The organism is Streptomyces sp. NPDC001157, assembly GCF_053598255.1.
Genome location: NZ_JBSFJW010000001.1, coordinates 706,253 through 727,097, shown reverse-complemented (window position 1 = coordinate 727,097; position 20,845 = coordinate 706,253). Strand labels below are relative to the sequence as shown.

The 20,845-nt window shown below is 71.1% G+C and carries 25 protein-coding genes; 19 read left to right on the top strand and 6 right to left on the bottom strand.

What is annotated here, in order from left to right; all coding sequences use genetic code 11:
- The first annotated feature begins 88 nt into the window (after positions 1-88).
- The 4 genes from ACWDAG_RS03235 to ACWDAG_RS03220 all read left to right on the top strand — a co-directional run bounded on the left by ACWDAG_RS03235 (position 89) and on the right by ACWDAG_RS03220 (position 4,819).
- Positions 89-1,855, top strand: a complete 1,767-nt coding sequence (locus ACWDAG_RS03235) for a CocE/NonD family hydrolase (RefSeq protein WP_450693838.1) — start codon at positions 89-91, stop codon at positions 1,853-1,855.
- A 59-nt stretch (positions 1,856-1,914) separates the two neighbouring features.
- Positions 1,915-2,160: a DUF1049 domain-containing protein gene (locus ACWDAG_RS03230; RefSeq protein WP_450693837.1), complete on the top strand. Its 246-nt coding sequence runs from the start codon at positions 1,915-1,917 to the stop codon at positions 2,158-2,160.
- Positions 2,161-2,179: 19 nt separating this feature from the next.
- Positions 2,180-2,746, top strand: a complete 567-nt coding sequence (locus ACWDAG_RS03225; protein ID WP_450693836.1) for a GNAT family N-acetyltransferase — start codon at positions 2,180-2,182, stop codon at positions 2,744-2,746.
- A 183-nt stretch (positions 2,747-2,929) separates the two neighbouring features.
- Complete coding sequence (locus ACWDAG_RS03220) at positions 2,930-4,819, top strand: DUF5107 domain-containing protein (RefSeq protein ID WP_450693835.1); 1,890 nt, start codon at positions 2,930-2,932, stop codon at positions 4,817-4,819.
- Between the two features lie 4 nt (positions 4,820-4,823).
- Here the strand turns inward: ACWDAG_RS03220 and ACWDAG_RS03215 are convergent, their stop codons facing one another.
- Both ACWDAG_RS03215 and ACWDAG_RS03210 read right to left on the bottom strand, forming a co-directional pair.
- Positions 4,824-5,171 (bottom strand): VOC family protein, encoded by a 348-nt coding sequence (locus ACWDAG_RS03215; protein ID WP_099932448.1) that lies wholly within the window; start codon positions 5,169-5,171, stop codon positions 4,824-4,826.
- An 89-nt stretch (positions 5,172-5,260) separates the two neighbouring features.
- Entirely contained in the window at positions 5,261-5,809 is a 549-nt protein-coding gene (locus tag ACWDAG_RS03210) for a hemerythrin domain-containing protein (RefSeq protein WP_450693834.1), read from the bottom strand.
- Between the two features lie 156 nt (positions 5,810-5,965).
- Between ACWDAG_RS03210 and ACWDAG_RS03205 the strand changes: the two genes are divergently transcribed.
- Together ACWDAG_RS03205 and ACWDAG_RS03200 are read left to right on the top strand one after the other, a co-directional pair.
- A complete protein-coding gene (locus tag ACWDAG_RS03205) occupies positions 5,966-6,508 on the top strand; it encodes a phage holin family protein (RefSeq protein ID WP_450693833.1) in 543 nt (180 codons plus the stop codon).
- Positions 6,509-6,511: 3 nt separating this feature from the next.
- Positions 6,512-7,552, top strand: a complete 1,041-nt coding sequence (locus ACWDAG_RS03200) for an SDR family oxidoreductase (RefSeq protein WP_450693832.1) — start codon at positions 6,512-6,514, stop codon at positions 7,550-7,552.
- Here ACWDAG_RS03200 and ACWDAG_RS03195 read toward each other — a convergent pair.
- Positions 7,549-8,640 carry an enolase C-terminal domain-like protein gene (locus tag ACWDAG_RS03195; RefSeq protein WP_450693831.1) on the bottom strand — a complete coding sequence of 364 codons (1,092 nt, stop codon included), beginning with the start codon at positions 8,638-8,640 and terminating at the stop codon, positions 7,549-7,551. The genes ACWDAG_RS03200 and ACWDAG_RS03195 overlap by 4 nt on opposite strands.
- A 10-nt stretch (positions 8,641-8,650) precedes the next feature.
- Positions 8,651-9,610: an LLM class F420-dependent oxidoreductase gene (locus tag ACWDAG_RS03190; RefSeq protein ID WP_450693830.1), complete on the bottom strand. Its 960-nt coding sequence runs from the start codon at positions 9,608-9,610 to the stop codon at positions 8,651-8,653.
- 150 nt (positions 9,611-9,760) lie between these two features.
- Between ACWDAG_RS03190 and ACWDAG_RS03185 the strand changes: the two genes are divergently transcribed.
- The 13 genes from ACWDAG_RS03185 to ACWDAG_RS03125 are packed head-to-tail and all read left to right on the top strand — an operon-like array spanning position 9,761 to position 19,770.
- Positions 9,761-11,689 (top strand): FAD-dependent oxidoreductase, encoded by a 1,929-nt coding sequence (locus tag ACWDAG_RS03185; RefSeq protein ID WP_450693829.1) that lies wholly within the window; start codon positions 9,761-9,763, stop codon positions 11,687-11,689.
- The gene (locus ACWDAG_RS03180) at positions 11,686-13,542 is read left to right on the top strand and encodes a transketolase (protein WP_450693828.1); all 1,857 of its coding nucleotides are present in this window, start codon (positions 11,686-11,688) and stop codon (positions 13,540-13,542) included. Before ACWDAG_RS03185 ends, ACWDAG_RS03180 begins: the two co-directional genes overlap by 4 nt.
- Entirely contained in the window at positions 13,539-14,465 is a 927-nt protein-coding gene (ligD, locus tag ACWDAG_RS03175) for a non-homologous end-joining DNA ligase (RefSeq protein ID WP_450693827.1), read from the top strand. The genes ACWDAG_RS03180 and ligD overlap by 4 nt, the downstream gene beginning before the upstream one ends.
- Before the next feature lie 45 nt (positions 14,466-14,510).
- On the top strand, positions 14,511-14,855 hold the full coding sequence (locus ACWDAG_RS03170) for a gas vesicle protein GvpO (protein WP_450693826.1): 345 nt from the start codon (positions 14,511-14,513) through the stop codon (positions 14,853-14,855).
- Between the two features lie 43 nt (positions 14,856-14,898).
- Positions 14,899-15,330 (top strand): gas vesicle structural protein GvpA, encoded by a 432-nt coding sequence (locus tag ACWDAG_RS03165; protein ID WP_450693825.1) that lies wholly within the window; start codon positions 14,899-14,901, stop codon positions 15,328-15,330.
- On the top strand, positions 15,327-16,097 hold the full coding sequence (locus ACWDAG_RS03160) for a GvpL/GvpF family gas vesicle protein (protein WP_450693824.1): 771 nt from the start codon (positions 15,327-15,329) through the stop codon (positions 16,095-16,097). Before ACWDAG_RS03165 ends, ACWDAG_RS03160 begins: the two co-directional genes overlap by 4 nt.
- A gap of 4 nt (positions 16,098-16,101) precedes the next feature.
- Entirely contained in the window at positions 16,102-16,365 is a 264-nt protein-coding gene (locus ACWDAG_RS03155) for a gas vesicle protein GvpG (protein WP_450693823.1), read from the top strand.
- Positions 16,362-17,069: a DNA primase gene (locus ACWDAG_RS03150; protein WP_450693822.1), complete on the top strand. Its 708-nt coding sequence runs from the start codon at positions 16,362-16,364 to the stop codon at positions 17,067-17,069. The genes ACWDAG_RS03155 and ACWDAG_RS03150 overlap by 4 nt, the downstream gene beginning before the upstream one ends.
- Positions 17,066-18,190 (top strand): SRPBCC family protein, encoded by a 1,125-nt coding sequence (locus ACWDAG_RS03145; RefSeq protein ID WP_450693821.1) that lies wholly within the window; start codon positions 17,066-17,068, stop codon positions 18,188-18,190. Before ACWDAG_RS03150 ends, ACWDAG_RS03145 begins: the two co-directional genes overlap by 4 nt.
- A complete protein-coding gene (locus tag ACWDAG_RS03140) occupies positions 18,187-18,540 on the top strand; it encodes a gas vesicle protein (protein WP_450693820.1) in 354 nt (117 codons plus the stop codon). The genes ACWDAG_RS03145 and ACWDAG_RS03140 overlap by 4 nt, the downstream gene beginning before the upstream one ends.
- Positions 18,537-19,304 carry a GvpL/GvpF family gas vesicle protein gene (locus ACWDAG_RS03135; protein WP_450693819.1) on the top strand — a complete coding sequence of 256 codons (768 nt, stop codon included), beginning with the start codon at positions 18,537-18,539 and terminating at the stop codon, positions 19,302-19,304. Before ACWDAG_RS03140 ends, ACWDAG_RS03135 begins: the two co-directional genes overlap by 4 nt.
- A complete protein-coding gene (locus ACWDAG_RS03130) occupies positions 19,301-19,489 on the top strand; it encodes a gas vesicle protein (protein ID WP_030936857.1) in 189 nt (62 codons plus the stop codon). The genes ACWDAG_RS03135 and ACWDAG_RS03130 overlap by 4 nt, the downstream gene beginning before the upstream one ends.
- The gene (locus ACWDAG_RS03125; RefSeq protein WP_450693818.1) at positions 19,486-19,770 is read left to right on the top strand and encodes a gas vesicle protein K; all 285 of its coding nucleotides are present in this window, start codon (positions 19,486-19,488) and stop codon (positions 19,768-19,770) included. The genes ACWDAG_RS03130 and ACWDAG_RS03125 overlap by 4 nt, the downstream gene beginning before the upstream one ends.
- Here the strand turns inward: ACWDAG_RS03125 and ACWDAG_RS03120 are convergent, their stop codons facing one another.
- Both ACWDAG_RS03120 and ACWDAG_RS03115 read right to left on the bottom strand, forming a co-directional pair.
- Complete coding sequence (locus tag ACWDAG_RS03120; protein ID WP_266962738.1) at positions 19,771-19,941, bottom strand: hydrophobic protein; 171 nt, start codon at positions 19,939-19,941, stop codon at positions 19,771-19,773.
- Between the two features lie 42 nt (positions 19,942-19,983).
- A complete protein-coding gene (locus tag ACWDAG_RS03115; RefSeq protein ID WP_450693817.1) occupies positions 19,984-20,805 on the bottom strand; it encodes a class I SAM-dependent methyltransferase in 822 nt (273 codons plus the stop codon).
- Positions 20,806-20,845: the final 40 nt, after the last annotated feature.

Here is a 20,845-nt window from a genome sequence, read left to right as displayed (position 1 = left end):
TTGACCTCGTATGACACGTGTCACACCATGACAAGCGGTGGTTACTTACTGGTCGGTAAGCAGGGCTGTCCTGAGTGTGGAGGTCTCAGTGTCCCGACGCGTGTTCAGATCCCGGGCTCCGCTCGCTCTCGCCCTGGGCGCGGCGCTCGCCGCACCCCAGGCACTCACCCCTCCCATGTCCGCAGCAGCGGGCCAATACAGCGTCACGGCACTGAAGTTCACCGTCCAGGCCGGCGGCCGCCGCTGCGCGGTCGACGCCGATCTGTACCGCCCGGCGGGCGTCGACAGCGCCCACCGCGCCCCGGCCGTGCTCGCCACGAACGGCTTCGGCGGCAGCAAGTCCGACGGCACGACCGACGCCGTCGGCAAGGCCCTCGCTTCGCGCGGCTATGTGTCCCTGATCTACTCCGGGCTCGGCTTCGGCCGGTCCGGCTGTCTGATCTCGCTCGACGACCCCGGCATCGACGGTACCGCCGCCTCCCGGCTGATCGACTTCCTGGGCGGCAAGCACGCCGCCGACGACGGCACCAGGGCCGACTTCGTCACGCTCGACGGCGCGGGCGACCCGAGGGTCGGCATGATCGGCGGCTCGTACGGCGGGGCCATCCAGCTGGCCACGGCCGCCGTCGACCACCGGGTGGACGCGCTGATCCCCCTGATCACCTGGAACAACCTCGCCTACGCGCTGGACCCGAACAGCGCCGGCGGCGCCGTCCCCGGCGCCTTCAAATGGCAGTGGACCAACGGGTTCTACCTCCTCGGCGAGGGCCAGGCGCTGACCCAGCCGAACCTCGACCCGTCCCGGATCAACTCCCTCACCTGTCTGCACTTCGTCACCCAGGCCTGCGCCACCATCCGCACGCTGAACTCCGGAAGCTACCGCGCGGGCCCCACCGCCGCGATGCTCGCCTACGCCCACAGCGTCTCCCCGGCGTCGTATCTGAACCGGGTCCAGGCGCCCACCCTGCTGATCCAGGGGCAGGCCGACAGCCTCTTCAACCTCAACGAGGCGACGGCGACCTACAAGACACTCAAGGCCCAGGGCACACCCGCCGCGATGATCTGGCAGTCCTGGGGGCACAGCGGCGGCATGGTGGCAGGTGAACTCAACCTCACCCAGGGCAACTTGGACACCAGTTATGTCGGCCGGCGGATCCTGTCCTGGTTCGACCACTACCTCCGGGGGCAGCACACCGACACCGGCCCGGCCTTCGCCTACTATCGCGACTGGATCACCGACCCCGGCCACGCCTACGCCACGGCCGACCACCTCCCCGCCCTCAGCCGGAGGCTCTACCTCTCCGGGGACGGCAAACTCGTCGACAACAGCAAGAAGGTGGCCCTCGGCAGCCGTACGTACGCCAACCGGCTGACTCCCACGAGCCATTCGGAGACCTCGCTGGCCGCGCTGGGCGGGCTGCCCGATCCGGCGCCTTTCGACACCGAGGGCACCTACCTCGGCTGGACCAGCGAGCCGTTCACCCGCGCCACCGATGTGGTCGGCGCGCCGACGGCCACGCTCAGGGTCGACTCCCCGCAGGCCGCGAAGGCCCAGGACTCCGACAACGCGGCCAACCGGCTCGTCCTGTTCGCCAAGCTGTACGACGTCGCGCCCGACGGCACCAAGACGCTGGTGCACCGGCTGGTCGCGCCGGTCCGGGTACCGGACGTGACCAAGAGCTTCACCGTGAGCCTGCCGGGCATCGTGCACCGCTACGAGAAGGGGCACCGGCTGCGGTTCGTGATCGCGGCGAGCGACGACGCGTACTTCGGCAACCGCGGGATCAAGGCGGTGACCGTGGTCAGCGCGCCCGGGAACACCGGAGTGCTGGAGCTGCCCGTGCTCGGCGGGTGAGGCGGCCCACGGGCAGTCCTCACCGTGCGTAAGGGGGTCTACGGGCGCATCCTGGTGGTATGAGCCCGAAGACCTCCGAGCGGGGTGCCAGGCACGGCGGCGACAGGGGCCCAGCGGTGACACCCGGCAGGGTGACCGTCCTGCTGCTCGCCGTCTTCGCCCTGATCTTCATCTTCCAGAACACCCACCACACCAGGATCCGCCTCCTGATCCCCGAGGTCACGATGCCGCTGTCGACGGCACTGCTCGTCGCGGCGGCGATCGGTGCGTTCTTCGGGGCGTATTTCATGAGGCGGAAGCGTTAGCCCGCCATAGGGTGGCGGGATGCCGCACATCGCATCCGGTTACCTCGCCGAAGGCCCCCGCGTGGGTATACGCCACTTCACCTACGAGGACGGTGCCGAGTTCACCGCCCGTGCCCGCGAGAGCAAGGACCTGCACCACCCCTGGCTGTTCCCGCCGGACACCGCGGGCGCCTACACCGCGTACGCGGGCCGGCTGATCGAGGACCCGACCAAGGCCGGGTTCCTCGTCTGTGAGAAGGCCGGCGCCCACGGCAAGGGCGCCATCGCCGGGTACATCAACATCAACAACATCGTCGAGGGCGGCTTCCAGAACGGCGCGCTCGGCTACGGCGCCTTCGCGCACGCCGCCGGGCGCGGGCTGATGCGGGAGGGGCTGGACCTGGTGGTGGGGTACGCGTTCGGGCCGATGCGGCTGCACCGCCTGGAGATCAACGCGCAGCCGCAGAACGCGGCGTCCATTGCGCTGGCGCGCGCGTGTGGGTTTCGGCTGGAGGGGTTCTCGCCGAAGATGATCTTTATTGACGGGGACTGGCGGGATCATGAGCGCTGGGCGATCACCGCCGAGATGCGGGGCGCTTCGCTGTGAGGACAGCGACGGGGGTGCCGCGCCGGGTTGTCGTTTGACTGCGGCGCCGTCGTGGTTGACCGCGCTCACGCGGCGTAGCCGCATATCGATACAGCCCCGCGCCCCTTTGGGGGGCGCTGCAGTATCCCTTTGCGGAATCCTGACCGGTAGGGCCCCTGGCCGGTTAGGCGGTGAGCGGCTTCCATGGTGATCGTGACGAGCATCCGACGTGAGGTACTGACGTTGCCCGCCGCGGAGTTGGGGCAGGACAATCCGCTGCCCCCGTTGCGGCTGCTGCACGAGGTTCATCGCATCGAGGAACGGGACCGGGACGTGCTGCGCAGTCTGCTGCCGGTGCGGGTCCGGGACGGGTACGGGCGGACGCGCGAGCCCCGTGACTTCGACGCCCTCGTGATCGAGAACGGCCGGCTGCGCGCCACCGTACTGCCCTCTCTCGGCGGCCGTGTAGCCTCCCTCCTCCACAAGCCGACCGGCCGCGAACTCCTGTACCGCAACCCGGTGTTCCAGCCCGCCAACTTCGCCCTCAACGGCGCCTGGTACTCCGGCGGCATCGAATGGAACATCGGCGCCACCGGCCACACCACCCTCTCCTGCTCCCCGCTGCACGCCGCCCGCGTCCGCGCCCCCGACGGAGGCGAGATGCTCCGGCTGTGGGAGTGGGAGCGGCTGCGTGACCTGCCCTTCCAGGTCGACCTCTGGCTGCCGCAGGACTCCGACTTCCTGTACGTCGGCGTCCGTATCCGCAACCCGCACGAGCGGCCCGTGCCGGCCTACTGGTGGTCCAACATCGCCGTCCCGGAGGAGCGCCGGGTGCCGGCGCCCGCCGAGGAGGCCTGGCAGTTCGGCTACGAGCGGCGCCTGCGGAAAGTGCCCGCACCGTCGTGTGCCGAGATCCAGCAACTCCCCTACGCCGCCGACTACTTCTACGACGTCCCCGATGCGCGGCGGCGCTGGATCGCCGCCCTCGACGAGGACGGGCACGGTCTGGTGCAGACCTCCACCGACCTGCTGCGCGGACGCAAGCTCTTCGTCTGGGGGAAGGGACCCGGAGGGCGCCGCTGGCAGCAATGGCTCACCGAACCCGGCACGGGCGGCTACTCCGAGATCCAGGCCGGGCTCGCCCGCACCCAGCTGGAGCACGTACGGCTGGAGCCGGAGAGCGAGGTGTCGTGGCTGGAGGCCTACGGCCCGCTCAGCTCCCCGGAGGCCGCCGACGAAGTGGAGGCGCGTCTCGAAGCCGCCCTCCCGCGCGCCGACGTCGAAGCCGCCTACGCCGCCTGGAAGCCCCACGCCGACACCGAACCCGGCGAGACCCTCGCCGTCGGCTCCGGCTGGGGCGCGCTCGAAGTGCTGCGCGCCGACTGGAAGCTGCCCGGCACGCCCTTCGACGAGGGCACGCTCGGCGAGGCGCAGGAGCCCTGGCTGCAACTGCTGCGGACCGGTTCCCTCCCCGAGCCGCGCCGGGTGCGGCCGCCCGGCGAGACGCTGGTCGCCCCGCACTGGCGGGACATGCTGGAGACCGCGCCCGCGACCCCGCTCACCGAGTACCACCTCGGTGTCGCCCAGTGGCACGCGGGCGATCGGGCGCAGGCGGTGCGCAGCTGGGAGCGGGCCCTCGAACTCGCCCCGTCGCTCTGGCCGTTGCTGCGCTGCCTCGCCGTCGCCGACCAGGAGAGCGGCAACCACGAACGGGCGGCGGACCGGTACGCCGACGCCTTCGACGACCTGTGCCACGAGCGGCGCGACGGCGGCGAACGGTGGACGGCGGCCACGGCAGCGCTGGGCCGCGAGGCGATCGAGGCCCTGCTCGCCGTACGCCGCACGGCTCAGGCACGCGGGGTCTGGGGGCGGCTGCACCCCGCCACCCGGCAGCGCGGCCGGTTCCGGCTGATCGAGGCGGGGCTGCTGCTCGCGGAGGGGCGACGGGAGGAGGCTCTGGACATCTTCCGGGCGGGCTTCGAGGCCGCCGACCTGCGGGAGGGAGCGGAGGCGATCGGCCGCCTGTGGTCAAGACTGACCGACGAACCACTCCCGGCCCACTACGACTTCCGCATGCGGCCGCCGGAGGCGTAAGAACCTACACGTTACGGTCCACGTACTCGTACACCATGCCGTCCGGATGCATCGCGATCAGGTTGCGGCCCCCCGGCGTCGGCACCGGGCCCGCGACGATGTGGGCGCCGAGTTCGGTGAGTACCCGGTGGGTCTCCTCGACGTCCTTGACGGCGATCGTCGCGGAGATCTTGCGCAGTACGTCCAGCTCGGCCGCGGGCCCGCTCATCAGGAGGAAGCAACCGACCGCGGCCACCTGGACGCCGCCGCGTTCGAAGCGTTGGGCTCTGCCGCCCGCCAGCCGTTCGTAGAAGGGGACCGCGGTCTCCAGGTCGTCGACGCAGATGCGCAGCGTGGCTCCCAGAATGTCCATGCGCAGAGCCTAGTTGGGGCGGCCGGGCGAGGAGATCACTTCCGATCGTTTCGGTGATCGTCCTCGGCCCGGCCGCCCCTGGGCGTGGATCAGCCCATCGCCTTGCGTACGACGTCACGCGTGCGGTCGATGACGGCCGCGACCGGGCCCACCGCCACGTTCTTCAGGGCGGTGTCGGTGCCCGGGTGCGGACGCGTGGGCGCCAGCGCCTCGGCCGCCTGCACCGCGCGGGCCAGCGTCTCCAGCCTGTCGCGGTCGGCGACCCGGTTGAAGTGGGCGAACTCGTACCGCTCCTCGTTGTCGGCGTGGGCGAGCACGTCCTGGCGCAGGGCCGCGAACTGGTCCAGGAACTCGGGCGAGTCCGGGTCCATGTCGTCCAGCCGGGACAGGGCCGACTTGGCCTTCTCCTCCTCCTCGATCCGGTCCTTGACGACCAGCTCGCCGCCGTCGATGTGCTTGCGGGCGAAGGGATGGACGACCTCCTCCTCGGCGGTCTCGTGCACCGCGAGGAGCCGGACGAGGTCGTGGAAGTGCCGCTTGCGGTCCTCCCCCTTGGTGTTCGCCACCTCGTCGAACAGTTCTCGGATCCGGATGTGCTGCCCCTTGAGCAGCTCCACCACATCGGTGCGCTCGGTCATCCTGCAACTCCTGTAGAAGGGGTCTGTGAGGGTTTTGGTCGTGCGGTCGTTCTGTCGTGCGAGCGGGCCGGGTACCCGGGGGCCGTGGGCTGACGCACCGCTTTCCGGTCGTGACGGACCGCGTTATCCGTACGCCCGTACGGGTACTCGGCGGCCATGGAAGGCTTGGATCATCTGGAGCATTTGGACAGGCACCTGGTCGACGAGCTGGCGCAGGTGGCGCGCGAGACCGTGCGCGACGAACTGCGCGAACAGACTCGCAAGCAGCGGCGTAGGGCCATGCTCTACGCCGTGTCCGGAGCCGTCGCCCTGTACGCGGGCGCGGCCCTCGCGCTCACCCTCGGACTGGCCCTCGCCATCGGCCTGCCCGACTGGGCCGCCGCGCTGATCACCGCGGTGATCCTCGGTGTCGTCGCCTACGTCCTGCGGGGCATGGCCCGTCCCTCCGCGTCCCGGCCCACCACGGGGCGGGAGGAGCAGTCGGCCGCGGCGAGCCAGGGCGACACCGTCGTGGGCGGCCGGGCGCCCGCCCCGCCGCCGAGCGGGTTCGGGGCGCCGTATCCGCCGATGCCGCCGGTCGCGCCGGGCGGTATGGGCGGGGCCGCCGGTGCGCCCGTCGCGGGCGAACCGAGCGGCGAGGGCACGCCCGCGCCGCGCCAGGACGACATCGACCCCGAGCAGCCGCACCACCGGGCGTGACACATGGTCCGCAAGCGTTGGGGCGTACCCGTGCCGGGGGGCCGTAAAGCCGTCGTCGTCACCGGGGCCAGCGGCGGCGTGGGCCGGGCCGCGGCCCTGGCCTTCGCCGCCCGGGGCGACCGGGTCGCCCTGCTGGCCCGCGGGCGCGAGGGCCTCGCGGCGGCGGCCGACGAGGTGCAGCGCGCCGGGGGCGAGGCTCTCGTGGTCACCGTCGACATGGCCGACGCCAAGGCGGTCGACGACGCGGCCCAGCAGGTCGCCGACACGTTCGGGCACATCGACGTGTGGGTCAACAACGCCTTCGCCGGGGTGTTCGCGCCCTTCACCGAGATCACCCCGGACGAGTTCCGCCGGGTGACCGAAGTGACGTATCTGGGCTGTGTGTTCGGCACCCGGGCCGCGCTGCGGCACATGCTGCCGCGCGACCGGGGCACGATCGTGCAGGTCGGCTCGGCGCTCGCCTACCGCGGGATTCCGCTGCAGTCGGCGTACTGCGGGGCCAAGCACGCGATCCAGGGGTTCAACGAGTCGCTGCGGTGCGAGCTGCTGCACAGCGGCAGCGGGGTCCGTACGACGATGGTGCAGCTGCCGGCCGTCAACACCCCTCAGTTCGACTGGGTGTTGAGCCGGATGCCGGGGCGGGCCCGGCCGGTGGCGCCGGTGTTCCAGCCGGAGGTCGCGGCCCGCGCGATCGTGCACGCCGCCTCGCACGGCCGACGGCGCGAGTACTGGGTCGGAAGCTCCACGGTGGCCACCCTCCTCGCCAACGCGGTGGCCCCCGGAGTGCTCGACCGCTATCTGGCCCGCAGCGGCTTCGACGCCCAGCAGGACGAGGGCGAGCACGGCGAGATCGGCAACCTGTGGACCCCGGCGGACGGGGCGCACGGACGGGACTTCGGGGCGCACGGACGGTTCGACGAGGAGTCCCGGGCGGACAGTGCGCAGGAGTGGATCTCCCGCAACCGTGGCCGGGTGGGTACGGCGCTCACTGTCGGGGCCGGCGTCGTGGCCGCACGGAAACTGACCCGCCTCGCTCGCCGTTAGCCGACCCGGTACTCCTCCACGTCGTCGGTCCGCAGGGTCAGCCCGAGGCCCGGCCCGGCCAGCGGGCGCACCGTGCCCCCCGTCGGATCCAGCGCACCGTCGAAGAACATGTCCTCGATGCGTACGTGGTCGTGGAACCACTCCATGTGGCGGAGGTTGGGGAGCGAGGCGGCCGCCGCGGCGTGGGCGTGCGGGGCGCAGTGGGTGGAGACCTCCAGGCCGTGGGCCTGGGCGAGCGCGGCGGCGCGCAGGAACTCCGTGATGCCGCCGCAGCGCGTCGCGTCGATCTGCAGGCAGTCGACCGAGCCGGCCGCGATCATGCGGGCGAAGTAGGGGAGGTCGTAGCCGTACTCGCCGGCCGTCACATCGCACACCAGGGCGTCACGGACCAGGCGCAGACCCGTCAGGTCGTCCGAGGAGACCGGCTCCTCGAACCAGCCGACCCCGTGCTCGGCCAGGGCGCGGCCGACCCGGACGGCCTGCTTGCGGGTGTAGGCGCCGTTCGCGTCGACGTACAACTCGGCCTCGGAGCCGATCACTTGGCGTGCCGCGTGGACGCGGGCCAGGTCCCGCGGGACCGCCCGGCCCCAGCTCTCCCCGATCTTGATCTTCACGCGCGGGATGTGCTGCCCGTGCACCCAGCCGTTGAGCTGCGCGGCCAGATGCGTGTCGTGGTACGTCGTGAAGCCGCCGCTGCCGTAGACCGGGACCCGCTCGCGGCACACGCCGAGCAGGCGGGCCAGCGGGAGTTCGAGGAGGCGTGCCTTGAGGTCCCACAGGGCGATGTCCACCGCGGAGATCGCGCCCGCGGCGATCCCGGGGCGGCCCGCGTTGCGGACGGAGCGGCACATCGCGTCGTGCACGGAGGGGATGTCGAGGGCGGAGCGGCCCTCGACCAGCGGGGCGAGGTGGTCACGCAGGAAGTCGCCGACCGCGGGCGGGCCGTAGGTCCAGCCCGTGCCGGTCTCGTCGCCCGTCGTCACCTCGGTGATCACCACGGTCGTGGAGTCCCAGGCCAGCGTGCCGTCGGCCTCGGGAGCGTCGGTCGGCACCGTGTACACGGAGACGACGGGGCGGTGGAGTTTCATCGCGGTTCCCTCACGCCTGCTGCAGCTGCGGCAGCACCTTCGTACGGTAGAAGTCGAAGAAGCCGCGCTGGTCGGGGCCGATCTGGTTGACGTAGACCCGGTCGAAGCCGGCGTCGGCGAAGGCCCGCAGGGCCGAGACATGTTCGTCGACGTCGTCCCCGCACACCGCCTTCTCGCGCACCATCTCCTCGGTGACCAGCGGCGCCAGCTGCTCGAAATGGCTCGGCGAGGGCAGGATCTGGCCCATCTCGCCCGGCAGGAACTGGTTGAACCACCGCTGGTGCACCGTGCGTACGGCCTCGTCGCGGTCGGCGCCGTAGCAGAGCTTGGTGCCGCCGATCACCGGCTTGCCGCCGCCACCGCCCTTGCGGAACTGCTCGACCATCGAGGCGTCCGGCATCATCGTGATGTAGCCGTCGCCGACCCGTCCCGCGAGCTGCGTCGCCGCCGGGCCGAAGCCGGAGATGTCGATCGGGACGGGCTCGTCGGGGACCGTGTACAGGCGGGCGTTCTCCACCTGGTAGTGGGTGCCGTGGTGGCTGACCTCCTCGCCGGTGAACAGGCGGCGCATGATCTGGATCGCCTCCTCCAGCATCTCCATGCGGACGTTCGCGGGCGGCCAGACGTGCCCGAGGATGTGCTCGTTCAGGGCCTCACCGGTGCCCACCCCGAGCCGGAAGCGGCCGTTCAGCATCACCGCCGAGGTCGCCGCCGCCTGTGCGACCACCGCCGGGTGGATGCGCACGGTCGGGCAGGTGACCGCCGTCTCCACCGGCAGCGACACGGCCTCCGAGAGCGCGCCGATCACCGACCACACGAACGGGCTCTGGCCCTGCGCGTCGTTCCACGGGTGGTAGTGGTCCGAGATCCACAGCGACTGGAATCCCGCCTGTTCCGCCATCCTCGCCTGTTCGACGAGTTCCGCGGGACCGAACTCCTCGCAGGAGAGGAAGTAGCCGTACTCGGGCATGGGGGACACCTCCGGAGGTGCTGGGCGTGGGGGCCGGGCCCGCACCGGGTACCCGGCGCCCGCGGCGGAAACCGGCGGACGTTTGGGGGCCTTGACCAGGGGGACGCGGAAGGCTCCGCACGACGTACGCGACAGCGCCGGAGGCGAACCGTGAGTCGACCCCGCATCGTGATCGTCGGTGCCGGATTCGCCGGGTACCGGACGGCCCGCACCCTGTCCCGGCTGATGCGGCACAAGGCCGACGTCACCCTGCTGAACCCGACCGACTACTTCCTGTACCTGCCCCTGCTGCCCCAGGTCGCCGCCGGGATCCTGGAACCCCGCCGGGTGTCCGTGTCCCTCTCCGGCACCCTGCCGCACGTCCGGCTGGTGCTCGGCGAGGCCGACTCCGTCGACCTCGACGGGCGGAGCGTGCACTACACCGACCCGGAAGGCGGGGGTGGCACGCTGGAGTACGACCGACTGGTACTCGCCGTCGGCAGCGTCAACAAGCTGCTCCCCATCCCGGGCGTGGCCGAGCACGCGCACGGCTTCCGGGGGCTGCCCGAGGCGCTGTACCTGCGCGATCACGTCACCCGGCAGGTGGAACTCGCCGCCTCCGCCGAGGACCCGAAGAGCTGCGCCGCCCGGTGCACCTTCGTGGTGGTCGGCGCCGGATACACCGGGACCGAGGTCGCCGCGCACGGGCAGATGTACACCGAGGCGCAAGTCCGCAAGCACCCGCTCCGGCAAGGAATTCGCCCTCGCTGGATGCTGCTCGACATCGCGCCGCGCGTGATGCCCGAGATGGACGAACGGCTCTCGCGGACCGCTGACCGGGTACTGCGGCAGCGAAGGGTCGACGTCCGCATGGGAACCTCCGTGAAGGAGGCCACGCCGGGCGGGGTCCTGCTGACCGACGGCGAGTTCGTCGACACCCGCACGCTGGTGTGGTGCGTCGGCGTGCGGCCCGATCCGCTCGTCGAGTCCACCGGGCAGCCGCTGGAACGAGGCCGGCTCCTCGTCGACCCGCATCTCCAAGTGCCGGGCCGGCCGGAGGTGTTCGCGTGCGGCGACGCTGCCGCGGTGCCGGACCTGAACAACCCCGGGGCGTACACGCCGATGACCGCGCAGCACGCCTGGCGGCACGGCAAGGTCGCGGCACAGAACGTCGCCGCGTCGCTCGGCGTCGGTGAACGGCATGCCTACCGACACCGCGACCTGGGCTTCGTCGTCGACCTGGGCGGCACGAAGGCCGCCGCCAACCCGCTGGGCATCCACCTGCCCGGCCCGCTGGCGGGCGCCGTCACCCGCGGCTACCACCTCGCCGCGATGCCCGGCAACCGCGTCCGGGTGGCCGCGGACTGGCTCCTGGACGCCGTACTCCCACGCCAGGCAGTCCAGTTGGGCCTCGTCCGCTCCTGGTCGGTCCCCCTGGACACCTCCTCCCCGGAACTGGCCCGAGTACCGGGCCGCCCGGAACCCCGGGAAGCGGCCTCGACCACCTCGGGCCCGGGAGCGGCCACGGCGACCGACACGACCAGCCAAGGCGCGCCGCCCCCGGAGCAGACCACCGGGCCTGCGAGGAACCGGCCGGGCGGTGAGGCGGCCAAGGGTCGGCCCGGCAGTGAGCCGCCGAAGGGGCGGGTGGCCTCCGGAGTCGCCGAGGACCGGTCCAGCATCGGGACCTCGGAGGGGCGGCCCGGTGGCGTGCACGTCGAGAGGGAGTCCGTCTTCGAGGCTGCGGAGGACCAGCCTGGTGGAGCGCCCGCGAGGAACCGGGCGGGTGGTGAGCCCGCGAGCAATCGGCCGGCCAGTGAGCCTGCGAAGGGTCGGCCCAGCGGTGAACCCGCCAAGGGCCGGCCCGCACCCCAATACGCCGAGGAACAGCCTGGTGGGGCGCCCGCGGGGAACCGATCGGGCGGGGAGCCTGCCAAGAACCAGCCGGGCGGGGAGCCTGCGTGGAATCAGCCCGGTGGTGAGCCTGTCGAGGGGCAGGTGGACTCCGAGGGTGCCGTGGAGCAGAGCGGCGGTGGATCGGGTGAACCTCCGGGCTCCCTGAAGCGACGTACCGACACCCCCGCAGAAGGAGACTCATGAATACCGACGAACTCGTCGAACTCGCCCAGCAGTTGCGGGTGGACAGTGTGCGCGCAGCCGACGCCGCCGGGTCGGGGCACCCGACGTCCTCGATGTCCGCCGCGGAACTGATGGCCGTCCTGTTCGCACACCACTTCCGCTACGACTTCGACCGGCCCGCCCACCCCGGCAACGACCGTTTCGTGCTCTCCAAGGGACACGCCTCGCCCCTCCTCTACGCCGCCTACAAGGCGGCCGGCGCCATCGAGGACGGCGAGCTGCTCACCTTCCGCAAGCTGGGCAGCCGCCTGGAGGGGCATCCGACGCCGCGGAGGCTGCCGTGGGTCGAGACAGCCACCGGGTCGCTCGGCCAGGGGCTGCCCGTCGGCGTCGGCATCGCGCTGGCCGGCAAGCGGCTGGACCGGGGCGGATACCGGGTGTGGGTGCTGTGCGGGGACAGCGAGCTGGCCGAGGGGCCGATCTGGGAGGCCGCCGAGCACGCGGCGTACGAGCATCTGGACAACCTCACCGCGATCGTCGACGTGAACCGGCTGGGACAGCGGGGCCCGACCCGGCACGGGCACGATCTCGACGCCTACGCCCGCCGCTTCCAGGCGTTCGGCTGGCACACCATCGAGGTGGACGGGCACGACGTGGATGCCGTCGACCGCGCGTACGGCGAGGCGCTCTCGACCACCGGGCAGCCGACCGTGATCCTCGCCCGCACCCTCAAGGGCAAGGGCGTCAGCTCCGCCCAGGACCGCGAGGGACTGCACGGCAAGCCCCTCAAGGACGCCGACGAGGCGATCGCCGAACTCGGCGGCCCCCGCGACCTGCGGGTGCACGTCCACGAGCCGACCGCCACCCGCATGCTGCACGCCGTGCGCACCGGGCACCTCGAACTGCCCCGGTGGGAGAAGGGGACCCCCGAGGAGGGGGTCGCCACCCGCGACGCCTACGGGCAGGCGCTCACCGCCCTCGGCACCGGGCGCAGCGACATCGTGGCCCTCGACGGCGAGGTCGGCGACTCCACCCGGACCGAGCTCTTCGCAAAGGAACACCCCGACCGGTACTTCGAGTGCTACATCGCGGAACAGCAGATGGTCGCCACGGCGGTGGGCCTCGCCTCCCGCGGCTGGGTGCCGTACGCCGGCACCTTCGCGGCCTTCCTGACCCGCGCCTACGACTTCATACGCATGGCGTCCGTCAGCGGCGCCGGCATCAACCTCGTCGGCTCGCACGCCGGCGTCGCCATCGGCCAGGACGGTCCGTCCCAGATGGGCCTGGAGGACCTGGCGATGATGCGGGCGGTGCACGGCTCGACCGTGCTGTACCCGTGCGACGCCAACCAGACCGCACAGCTCGTCGCCGCGATGGCGGGCTGCGAGGGCATCCGCTATCTGCGCACCTCGCGCGGGGCGAGCGAGGTGATCTACGGCCCCGACGAGGAGTTCCCCATCGGCGGCAGCAAGGTGCTGCGCTCCTCCCCGCACGACCGGCTGACCCTCGTCGCGGCGGGCGTCACCGTGGCCGAGGCGCTGGCCGCCGCCGACGCGCTGGACCGGGACGGCATCCAGGCCCGCGTCATCGACCTCTACTCGGTCAAGCCCGTCGACCGGCGCACCCTGCGCCGCGCCGCCGAGGACACCGGATGCCTGGTCACCGTGGAGGACCACCACGAGGAGGGCGGCCTCGGCGACGCCGTCCTGGACGCGTTCCTCGACGGCCGGCCGGTACCGCGGCTGGTGCGCCTGGCCGTCCGTACGATGCCGGGCTCGGCCGCCCCGGACCAGCAGCTGCACGCGGCGGGCATCGACGCCGAGTCGATCGCGGCGGCCGGGAAACTGCTGGTGGAGGAGGCGGTCGTGCGGTGAGCGAGGACGTACGCACCGTGCGCGCCGGGCGCCGCACGGTGCAGGTCCACCGGGCCGACAAGGTGCTCTTCCCGGGCGAGGGAGACGCGAAGGAGTACACCAAGGGCGACCTCGTCGACTACCACCGGGCCGCCGCCCCGCTCATGCTGCCGCATCTGCGCGGCCGCCCGCTGATGCTGGAACGGCATCCGGACGGACTGGACGGCCCGCGCTTCATGCAGAAGAACACTCCCGAGAACTACCCGGAGTGGATCACCCGCATCGAGGTTCCCAAGGAGGGCGGCACCGTCTGCCACACCGTGTGCGACGACTCCGCCACCCTCCTCTACCTCGCCGACCAGGCCAGCCTCACCCTGCACCGCTGGCTGTCCCGGGTCGGCCGGCTCGACCGGCCCGACCGGATGGTCTTCGACCTGGACCCGGCCGGTGACGACTTCGCGGCGGTCCGCGAGGCGGCCGTACTGCTCGGGGAACTCCTCGACGAGCTCGAACTCCCCTCGGGACTGATGACCACCGGCTCGCGCGGACTGCACGTCGTCGTGCCGCTGAGCGGCCGGCAGGACTTCGACGAGGTCCGCGAGTTCGCCCGCGACGTCGCCGACACCCTCGCCGGGGCCCACCCCGACCGGCTCACCACCGCCGCCCGCAAGAAGGACCGCGGCGACCGGCTCTACCTCGACGTGGGCCGCAACGCCTACGCGCAGACCGCGGTCGTGCCCCTCACCGTCCGCGCCCGCCCCGGCGCCCCCGTGGCCACCCCGATCACCTGGGAGCAGCTGGAGGACCCGGACCTCACCGCCCGCCGCTGGACCATCGCCGACGCCGTCGAGCAGGCCCGCACCGATCCCTGGGCCGGGATCATGAGCCGCGGCCGCGCCCTGGGACCGGCGCGGCGCAGGCTCGACGCGTTGCGTGAATCCTGAAGGTTTGGCCAGCGCCAATGCGGCCACCCGGTCGCAGAGGTGGCCATGGCTGACACAAAAGACACCAGAGATTCGCACAGTCCACGGAATACCGACAAAGAGAGTGCGGCGGACAAGCAGCAGAGCCCCATGGAGGTGCTGCGCCAGGCGCGCATGCAGCTCGCGGAGCTGACGGGCATGTCCGCCGAGACCGTCTCGTCCTTCGAGCAGACGGAGGACGGCTGGTCCCTGGAGGTCGAGGTCCTCGAGCTGGCCCGCGTGCCGGACACGATGAGCCTGATGGCGAGCTATCAGGTCGATCTGGACCCCGAGGGACAACTGACCGGCTACCGGCGCGTCCGTCGTTACGAACGCGGTCGGGCCGACGCACACAGGTCCGGCGGCCGCTAGGCCGCCTTCCCGGAACTCAACCAGACAAGGAGGCGCGGTCGGCATGACCGTTGTCCCGGCACAGCAGAGCGGCGGAGGCGGCTCCAGTGGCCTTTATGACGTTCTGGAGCTCGTCCTCGACAGGGGTCTCGTGATCGACGCGTTCGTGCGGGTCTCCCTGGTCGGCATCGAGATCCTCAAGATCGACGTACGTGTCGTCGTGGCCAGCGTCGACACCTATCTGCGCTTCGCCGAGGCGTGCAACCGCCTCGACCTGGAGGCAGGACCGCGCAAGGAACCCGGTCTGCCCGACCTCGTCGGCGAGATCACCGAGTCCGGTGCGCGCGGCAAGTCCAAGGGCGCGCTCTCCGGAGCGGCGGAGACCATCTCCGACGCCTTCCAGCAGGCACGTGGTGAGGGCCGTGAGCGGGAGACCGAGTCCCGGCCGCGCGCCCGCAAGGCGACGTCCTCGCGCAGGAAGGAGGAGCAGGAGTGAGCACGTACGTGTACGGCATCACCGCGAGTTCGCATCCCGCGCTCCCCGAGGAGCTGAGCGGCGTCGGCGACCCACCGCGCCCGGTGCGCGTCCTGGAGGAGGGCGATCTGGCGGCCGTCGTGAGCGACGCCCCCGAGGGGCTGCGGCCCAAGCGCAAGGACCTGCTCGCCCACCAGAGCGTGCTCGCCGAGGCGGGGGCGGCGGGCCCGGTGCTGCCCATGCGGTTCGGCAGCGTGGCCCCGGACGACGACGCGGTCACCGGAGTGCTCGCCGAACGCGCCGACCACTACAAGGAGCGGCTGCGTGCCCTGGAGGGCAAGGTCGAGTACAACGTCAAGGCCACCCACCAGGAAGAGGCCGTCCTGCACCGCGTGATGTCAGAGAACGCGGAGATCCGCGCCATGACCGAGGCCAACCGGAAGGCGGGCGGCGGCAGCTACGAACAGCGCTTGCAGCTCGGCGAGATGGTCGTCGCCGCGGTCAAGGCACGGGAGGCCGAGGACGCGGCCGAGGTGCAGAGCGCCCTGGAACCGATGGCCGCCGCCGTGAGCGCGGGGCCCGAGTCCACCGGGTGGCTGCTCAACGTCTCCTTCCTGGTGGGGCGTGACTCTGCCGAGTCGTTCCTCGCTGAGGTGGAGCAGGTCCGCAAGACCCATCCGCACATCGAGCTGCGCGTCAACGGCCCGCTGCCGCCGTACAGCTTCGTGGAACCCGGTCCCGCCGAGCACGCGGGCAGCTCAGCCGGCCCGGGCAGCGCTCAGGAGTGAGGTCATGGGACTGATCAAGGAGCTGGTCCTGCTGCCCTTCGCCCCGGTGCGCGGCAGTGCGTGGGTGATCGGACAGGTGCTGCACGAGGCGGAACGGATCTACTACGACCCGGCCACCGTCAGGGCGGAACTCGCCCGGCTCGAGGAGCAGCTGGAGGCGGGTGAGATCGACGAGGAGGAGTTCGACCGACAGGAGGACGAGCTTCTGGACCGGCTGGACATCGGCCTGCGCGGCGGCGTGGCCACAGGCAACGGGACGGCACGATGAATCGAGTGGGACTCGGCCTCGCGATAGGGGCCGGATACGTCCTCGGACGTACGAAGAAGATGAAACTGGCGTTCGCCGTCGGCAGCCTGGTGGCCGGCAAGCGGATGCATCTGAGCCCGCGGGCGCTCGCGGACCTGGTGTCCCAGCAGCTGCAGAACAATCCGCAGTTCAAGGAGATCGGGGACCAGCTGCGCGAGGACCTGCGCGGCGTCGGCAAGGCGGCCTCGGGCGCCATGGTGGAACGGCAGATCGACGCCCTCGCCGACCACCTCCACGGACGTACCGCCCAGGTTCGCGACCAGCTCTCGGGTGCGACAGGGCAGGCGACGGGGCTCCTCGACGACGAGGACGAGGACGAGGCTCAGGAGGACGAGAACGAGGACCCGGGAGAGGCTGAAGGGGAGGACTCGCGGGACGAGTACGAGGACGAGGAGCCGGAGGGCGAGGAGGAGCCTCCGGACGACGAGACCGATGGCGGCCCGGCGCGGAAGACCGCCAAGAAGGCCGTCAAGAAGGCCCCGGCCAAGAAGACGGCCGCGAAGAGGGCTCCGGCGAAGAAGGCGCCGGCCAAGAAGGCCGCGTCGAAGCAGACGGCGGCGAAGAAGTCCGCCGCCAAGAGGACGGCCGCCCGCAAGACGGCCTCCGCCAGGGGCGGGTCCGGCGGCACCCGGGCCCGCCGGCCGAAGGGAGGCGGTGAGCGATGACCGAGACACTCGGCTCCGCGACCTCCGCCGCGCGCGGTGCGAAGGACGCGACCGGCCCACTGACCGACGTGGCCCACAGCGAGGCCGCCGACCGGCTCAAGGCCGAACTGCAGGAGTACCTGGCCGCACAGGCCACCCGGCTGCTGACCGGCTTCGGCCGCAAACTCGGCGAGACCACCGTCAAGCTGAACGACATCGCCGAGGGAAACAGCCCCGGCTTCGGCAAGCTCGCGCTCGACGGCGGCCGCAAGCTCGCCGAGGGCAAGGGCCCCCTGCGCGCGGCGCTGGAGACCGGCGCCGGCCAGGCCAAGGACAAGGTGGTCGAGGCCTTCAAGAACCTCGGCGGCGGCAAGGGGAAGCGCAAGGGCGGGGCCGGCAACAAGCCGACGGTCATCATCGAGTCCGTCGACGTCGGCGTCGACAAGCGCACCGCCTACGACCAGTGGACCCAGTACCAGGACTTCAGCACCTTCGCGAAGGGCGTCAAGAGCGCGAACCGCGCCGGCGACACCGAGTCCGACTGGCAGCTCAAGGTCTTCTGGTCCAACCGCAGCTGGAAGGCGAAGACCACCGAGCAGGTGCCCGACGACCGGATCTCCTGGACATCGGAGGGCGGCAAGGGCACCACCAAGGGCGTCGTCTCCTTCCACCGGCTCGACGACAGCCTCACCCGCGTCCTGCTGGTCATCGAGTACTACCCCAAGGGCCTGTTCGAGAAGACCGGCAACCTCTGGCGCGCCCAGGGCCGCAGGGCCCGGCTCGACCTCAAGAACTTCGCCCGCTTCATCACCCTCAAGGGGGAGGCCGAGGACGGCTGGCGGGGCGAGATCAGCGACGGCGAGGTCGTGCGCAGCCACGAGGACGCGATCGCCGAGGAGGAGAACGGCCAGGAGGAGAACGGCCAGGAGGAGAACGGCCAGGAGGAGAACGGCCAGGAGGAGAACGGCGAGTACGAGGAAGAGGAAGAACCCGTAGGGGAGGAAGAGGAGTACGACGAGGAGGAAGAAGGAGAGGAAGAGCCCGAGGGCGAGTACGAAGACGAAGAGGACGAGGGTGAGGACGCGTACGAGGAAGAGCAGGAACCCGAGTACGAGCCCGCCCACGGTGGGAGCCGTCGATGAGCATGGCCGGCCGACTGCCCGAGCCCTACGGATCCAACGGCGGCGCCAACCTCGCCGACATCCTGGAGCGCGTGCTCGACAAGGGCATCGTGATCGCCGGTGACATCCGCATCAACCTGCTCGACATCGAACTCCTCACCGTCAAGCTGCGGCTGATCGTGGCCTCGGTGGACAAGGCGAAGGAGATGGGCATCGACTGGTGGGAGGACGACCCCGCGTTGTCCTCCGGTGCCCGCCGCAAGGAGCTCGCGCGGGAGAACGCCGAGTTGCGCGAGCGGCTCGCCCAGCTGGAGAACGGCCGGCTGGAAGAGGGCCGTGCAGTGCGCGGCGAAGAGGAGGAGGCCCCATGACCGGACTGCGGTACGTCTACGCCGTCTGCCATCCCTTCGGCGCCCCGTTGCAGTCCCAGCTGAAAGGCGTGGCGGGTGATCCGCCCCGAGTCCTCACCCACCACGGCCTGGTCGCCGTGGTCAGTCATGTGCCGGAGCGGGACTTCGCGGAGGAGCCGCTGCGCAGGCGTCTGGAGGACCTGGACTGGCTGACGGAGACGGCGCGGGCCCATCAGACCGTGATCGACGCGCTCACGGTCGTCACCACTCCGCTGCCGCTGCGGCTCGCGACCGTCTTCCGGGACGACAGCGGTGTCCGCGTGATGATGGAGGAGCGCGAGGACGACTTCCGGCGCACCCTCGACCGGCTGGAGGGGCGGGTGGAATGGGGCGTCAAGGTGTATGCCGACATCGAGCCCGAGGAAAGCGCCGCACCTCAGCAGAAGGCGGTGTCGGGCCGGGACTATCTGCGTCAGCGGCGTATGCGGGTGCGGGCGGACGAGGACATGTGGAAGCAGACCGAGGAATTCGCCGAGCACCTGCACGCGGCGCTTTCCGCGTACGCCGATGATTCCCGATTGCATGCTCCGCAGAATCCCGCCCTGTCCGGAGTATCCGGCCGGAATGTCCTCAACGCCGCCTATCTGGTGTCCCGCCGTGATTCCGAGGAATTCGTGGAGCTGGTGGACCGGAGCAAGGACGAAACGAAACTGAACAGTCCGGCGATACGAGTCGAACTCACCGGCCCATGGGCCGCCTATTCCTTTGCGGGGGAAGAGTCGTGACGGTTGTCGAACGTCGTGAGATCGCCCTGGTGGACCTGCTGGACCGGCTGCTCGCCGGCGGGGTCGTCATCACGGGGGACATCACCCTGCGCATCGCGGACGTCGACCTGGTGCGCATCGACCTGAACGCGTTGATCAGCTCGGTCAACGAGCAGGTCCCGTCACCTTGGGGAGAGCTGACATGACCCGGCGCCACAACAGTCTGGACCTGGAACCCGACACCGTCGAGCGCGACCTCGTCAAACTCGTGCTGACCGTGGTCGAGCTGCTGCGCCAGCTCATGGAGCGCCAGGCGCTGCGCCGCTTCGACACGGGAGACCTCAGCGAGGAGCAGGAGGAGCGGATCGGGCTCACGCTCATGCTGCTGGACGACCGTATGACCGAGCTGCGTGAGCGCTACGGACTGCGGCCCGAGGACCTGAATCTGGACCTCGGGCCGCTCGGGCCGTTGCTTCCCAGGAGCTGACTACCAGCGGTACCAGCGACCCCTGCCCCCGGCCGCTGTCGTGCCGCGCACCAGGAATCCCAGCAGCCACAGCACGATAACCGCCAGCGCAATCCACCACAGTATTTTCAGTGCGAATCCCGCGCCGAAAAGAATCAGCGCGAGAAGCAGTACGAGCAGAACAGCAACCATAATTCGAACCTCCTGTTCTCCGGGTATCCCGGAAATGGAGATTCAGGCGCGCTTTCGGCACAGAATCTCTCCGTGCAGCACGCTGAACCAGCCGTCCTCCTGTGCGCCCCACTCCCGCCAGGCGTCCGAGACGGCCCGCAGCTGCCCGGGGGTGGCGTGCCCGCCCTCCGTGGCCCGCTGCGCGTAGGCCGAAGCGAGCGTACGGTCCGCCCACAGCCCGCTCCACCATGCCCGCTCCTGCGGTGTGGAGAATGTCCATGTGCTGGAGGTGGCAGTGATGTCGGTCAGGCCCGCCCGCAGCGCCCAGGACTTCAGCCGCCGCCCGGCGTCCGGTTCGCCGCCGTTGGCGCGGGCCACCCGGCGGTACAGGTCCGACCAGTCGTCCATCCCCTGGGACGCGGGATACCAGGTCATGGCCGCGTAGTCCGAGTCGCGGACCGCGATGAACCCGCCCGGTTTCGTCACCCGCACCATCTCGCGCAGCGCCTGCACCGGGTCGCCCACGTGCTGCAGCACCTGGTGCGCGTGGACCACGCAGAACGTGTCGTCGGGGTAGTCCAGGGCGTGCACGTCCGCGACCGCGAAGTCGACGTTCGTCAGGCCCCGTTCCGCGGCGGTGGCCCGGGCCTGGTCCAGGATCGCCGGCGCATGGTCGACACCGGTGACCTGGCCGTCGGGGACCAGCGCCGCCAGGTCGGCGGTGATGGTCCCCGGGCCGCAGCCGATGTCCAGGATCTTCATGTGGGGCTTCAGCGAACCGAGCAGATAGGCCGCGGAGTTGGCGGCGGTCCGCCAGGTGTGGGAGCGCAGCACCGACTCGTGATGCCCGTGCGTGTAGACGGCGGTCTCCTGCGGCTTCGACATGGCGGAACTCCCCTGTTCGACGGCTTGTCGGTACGCATCA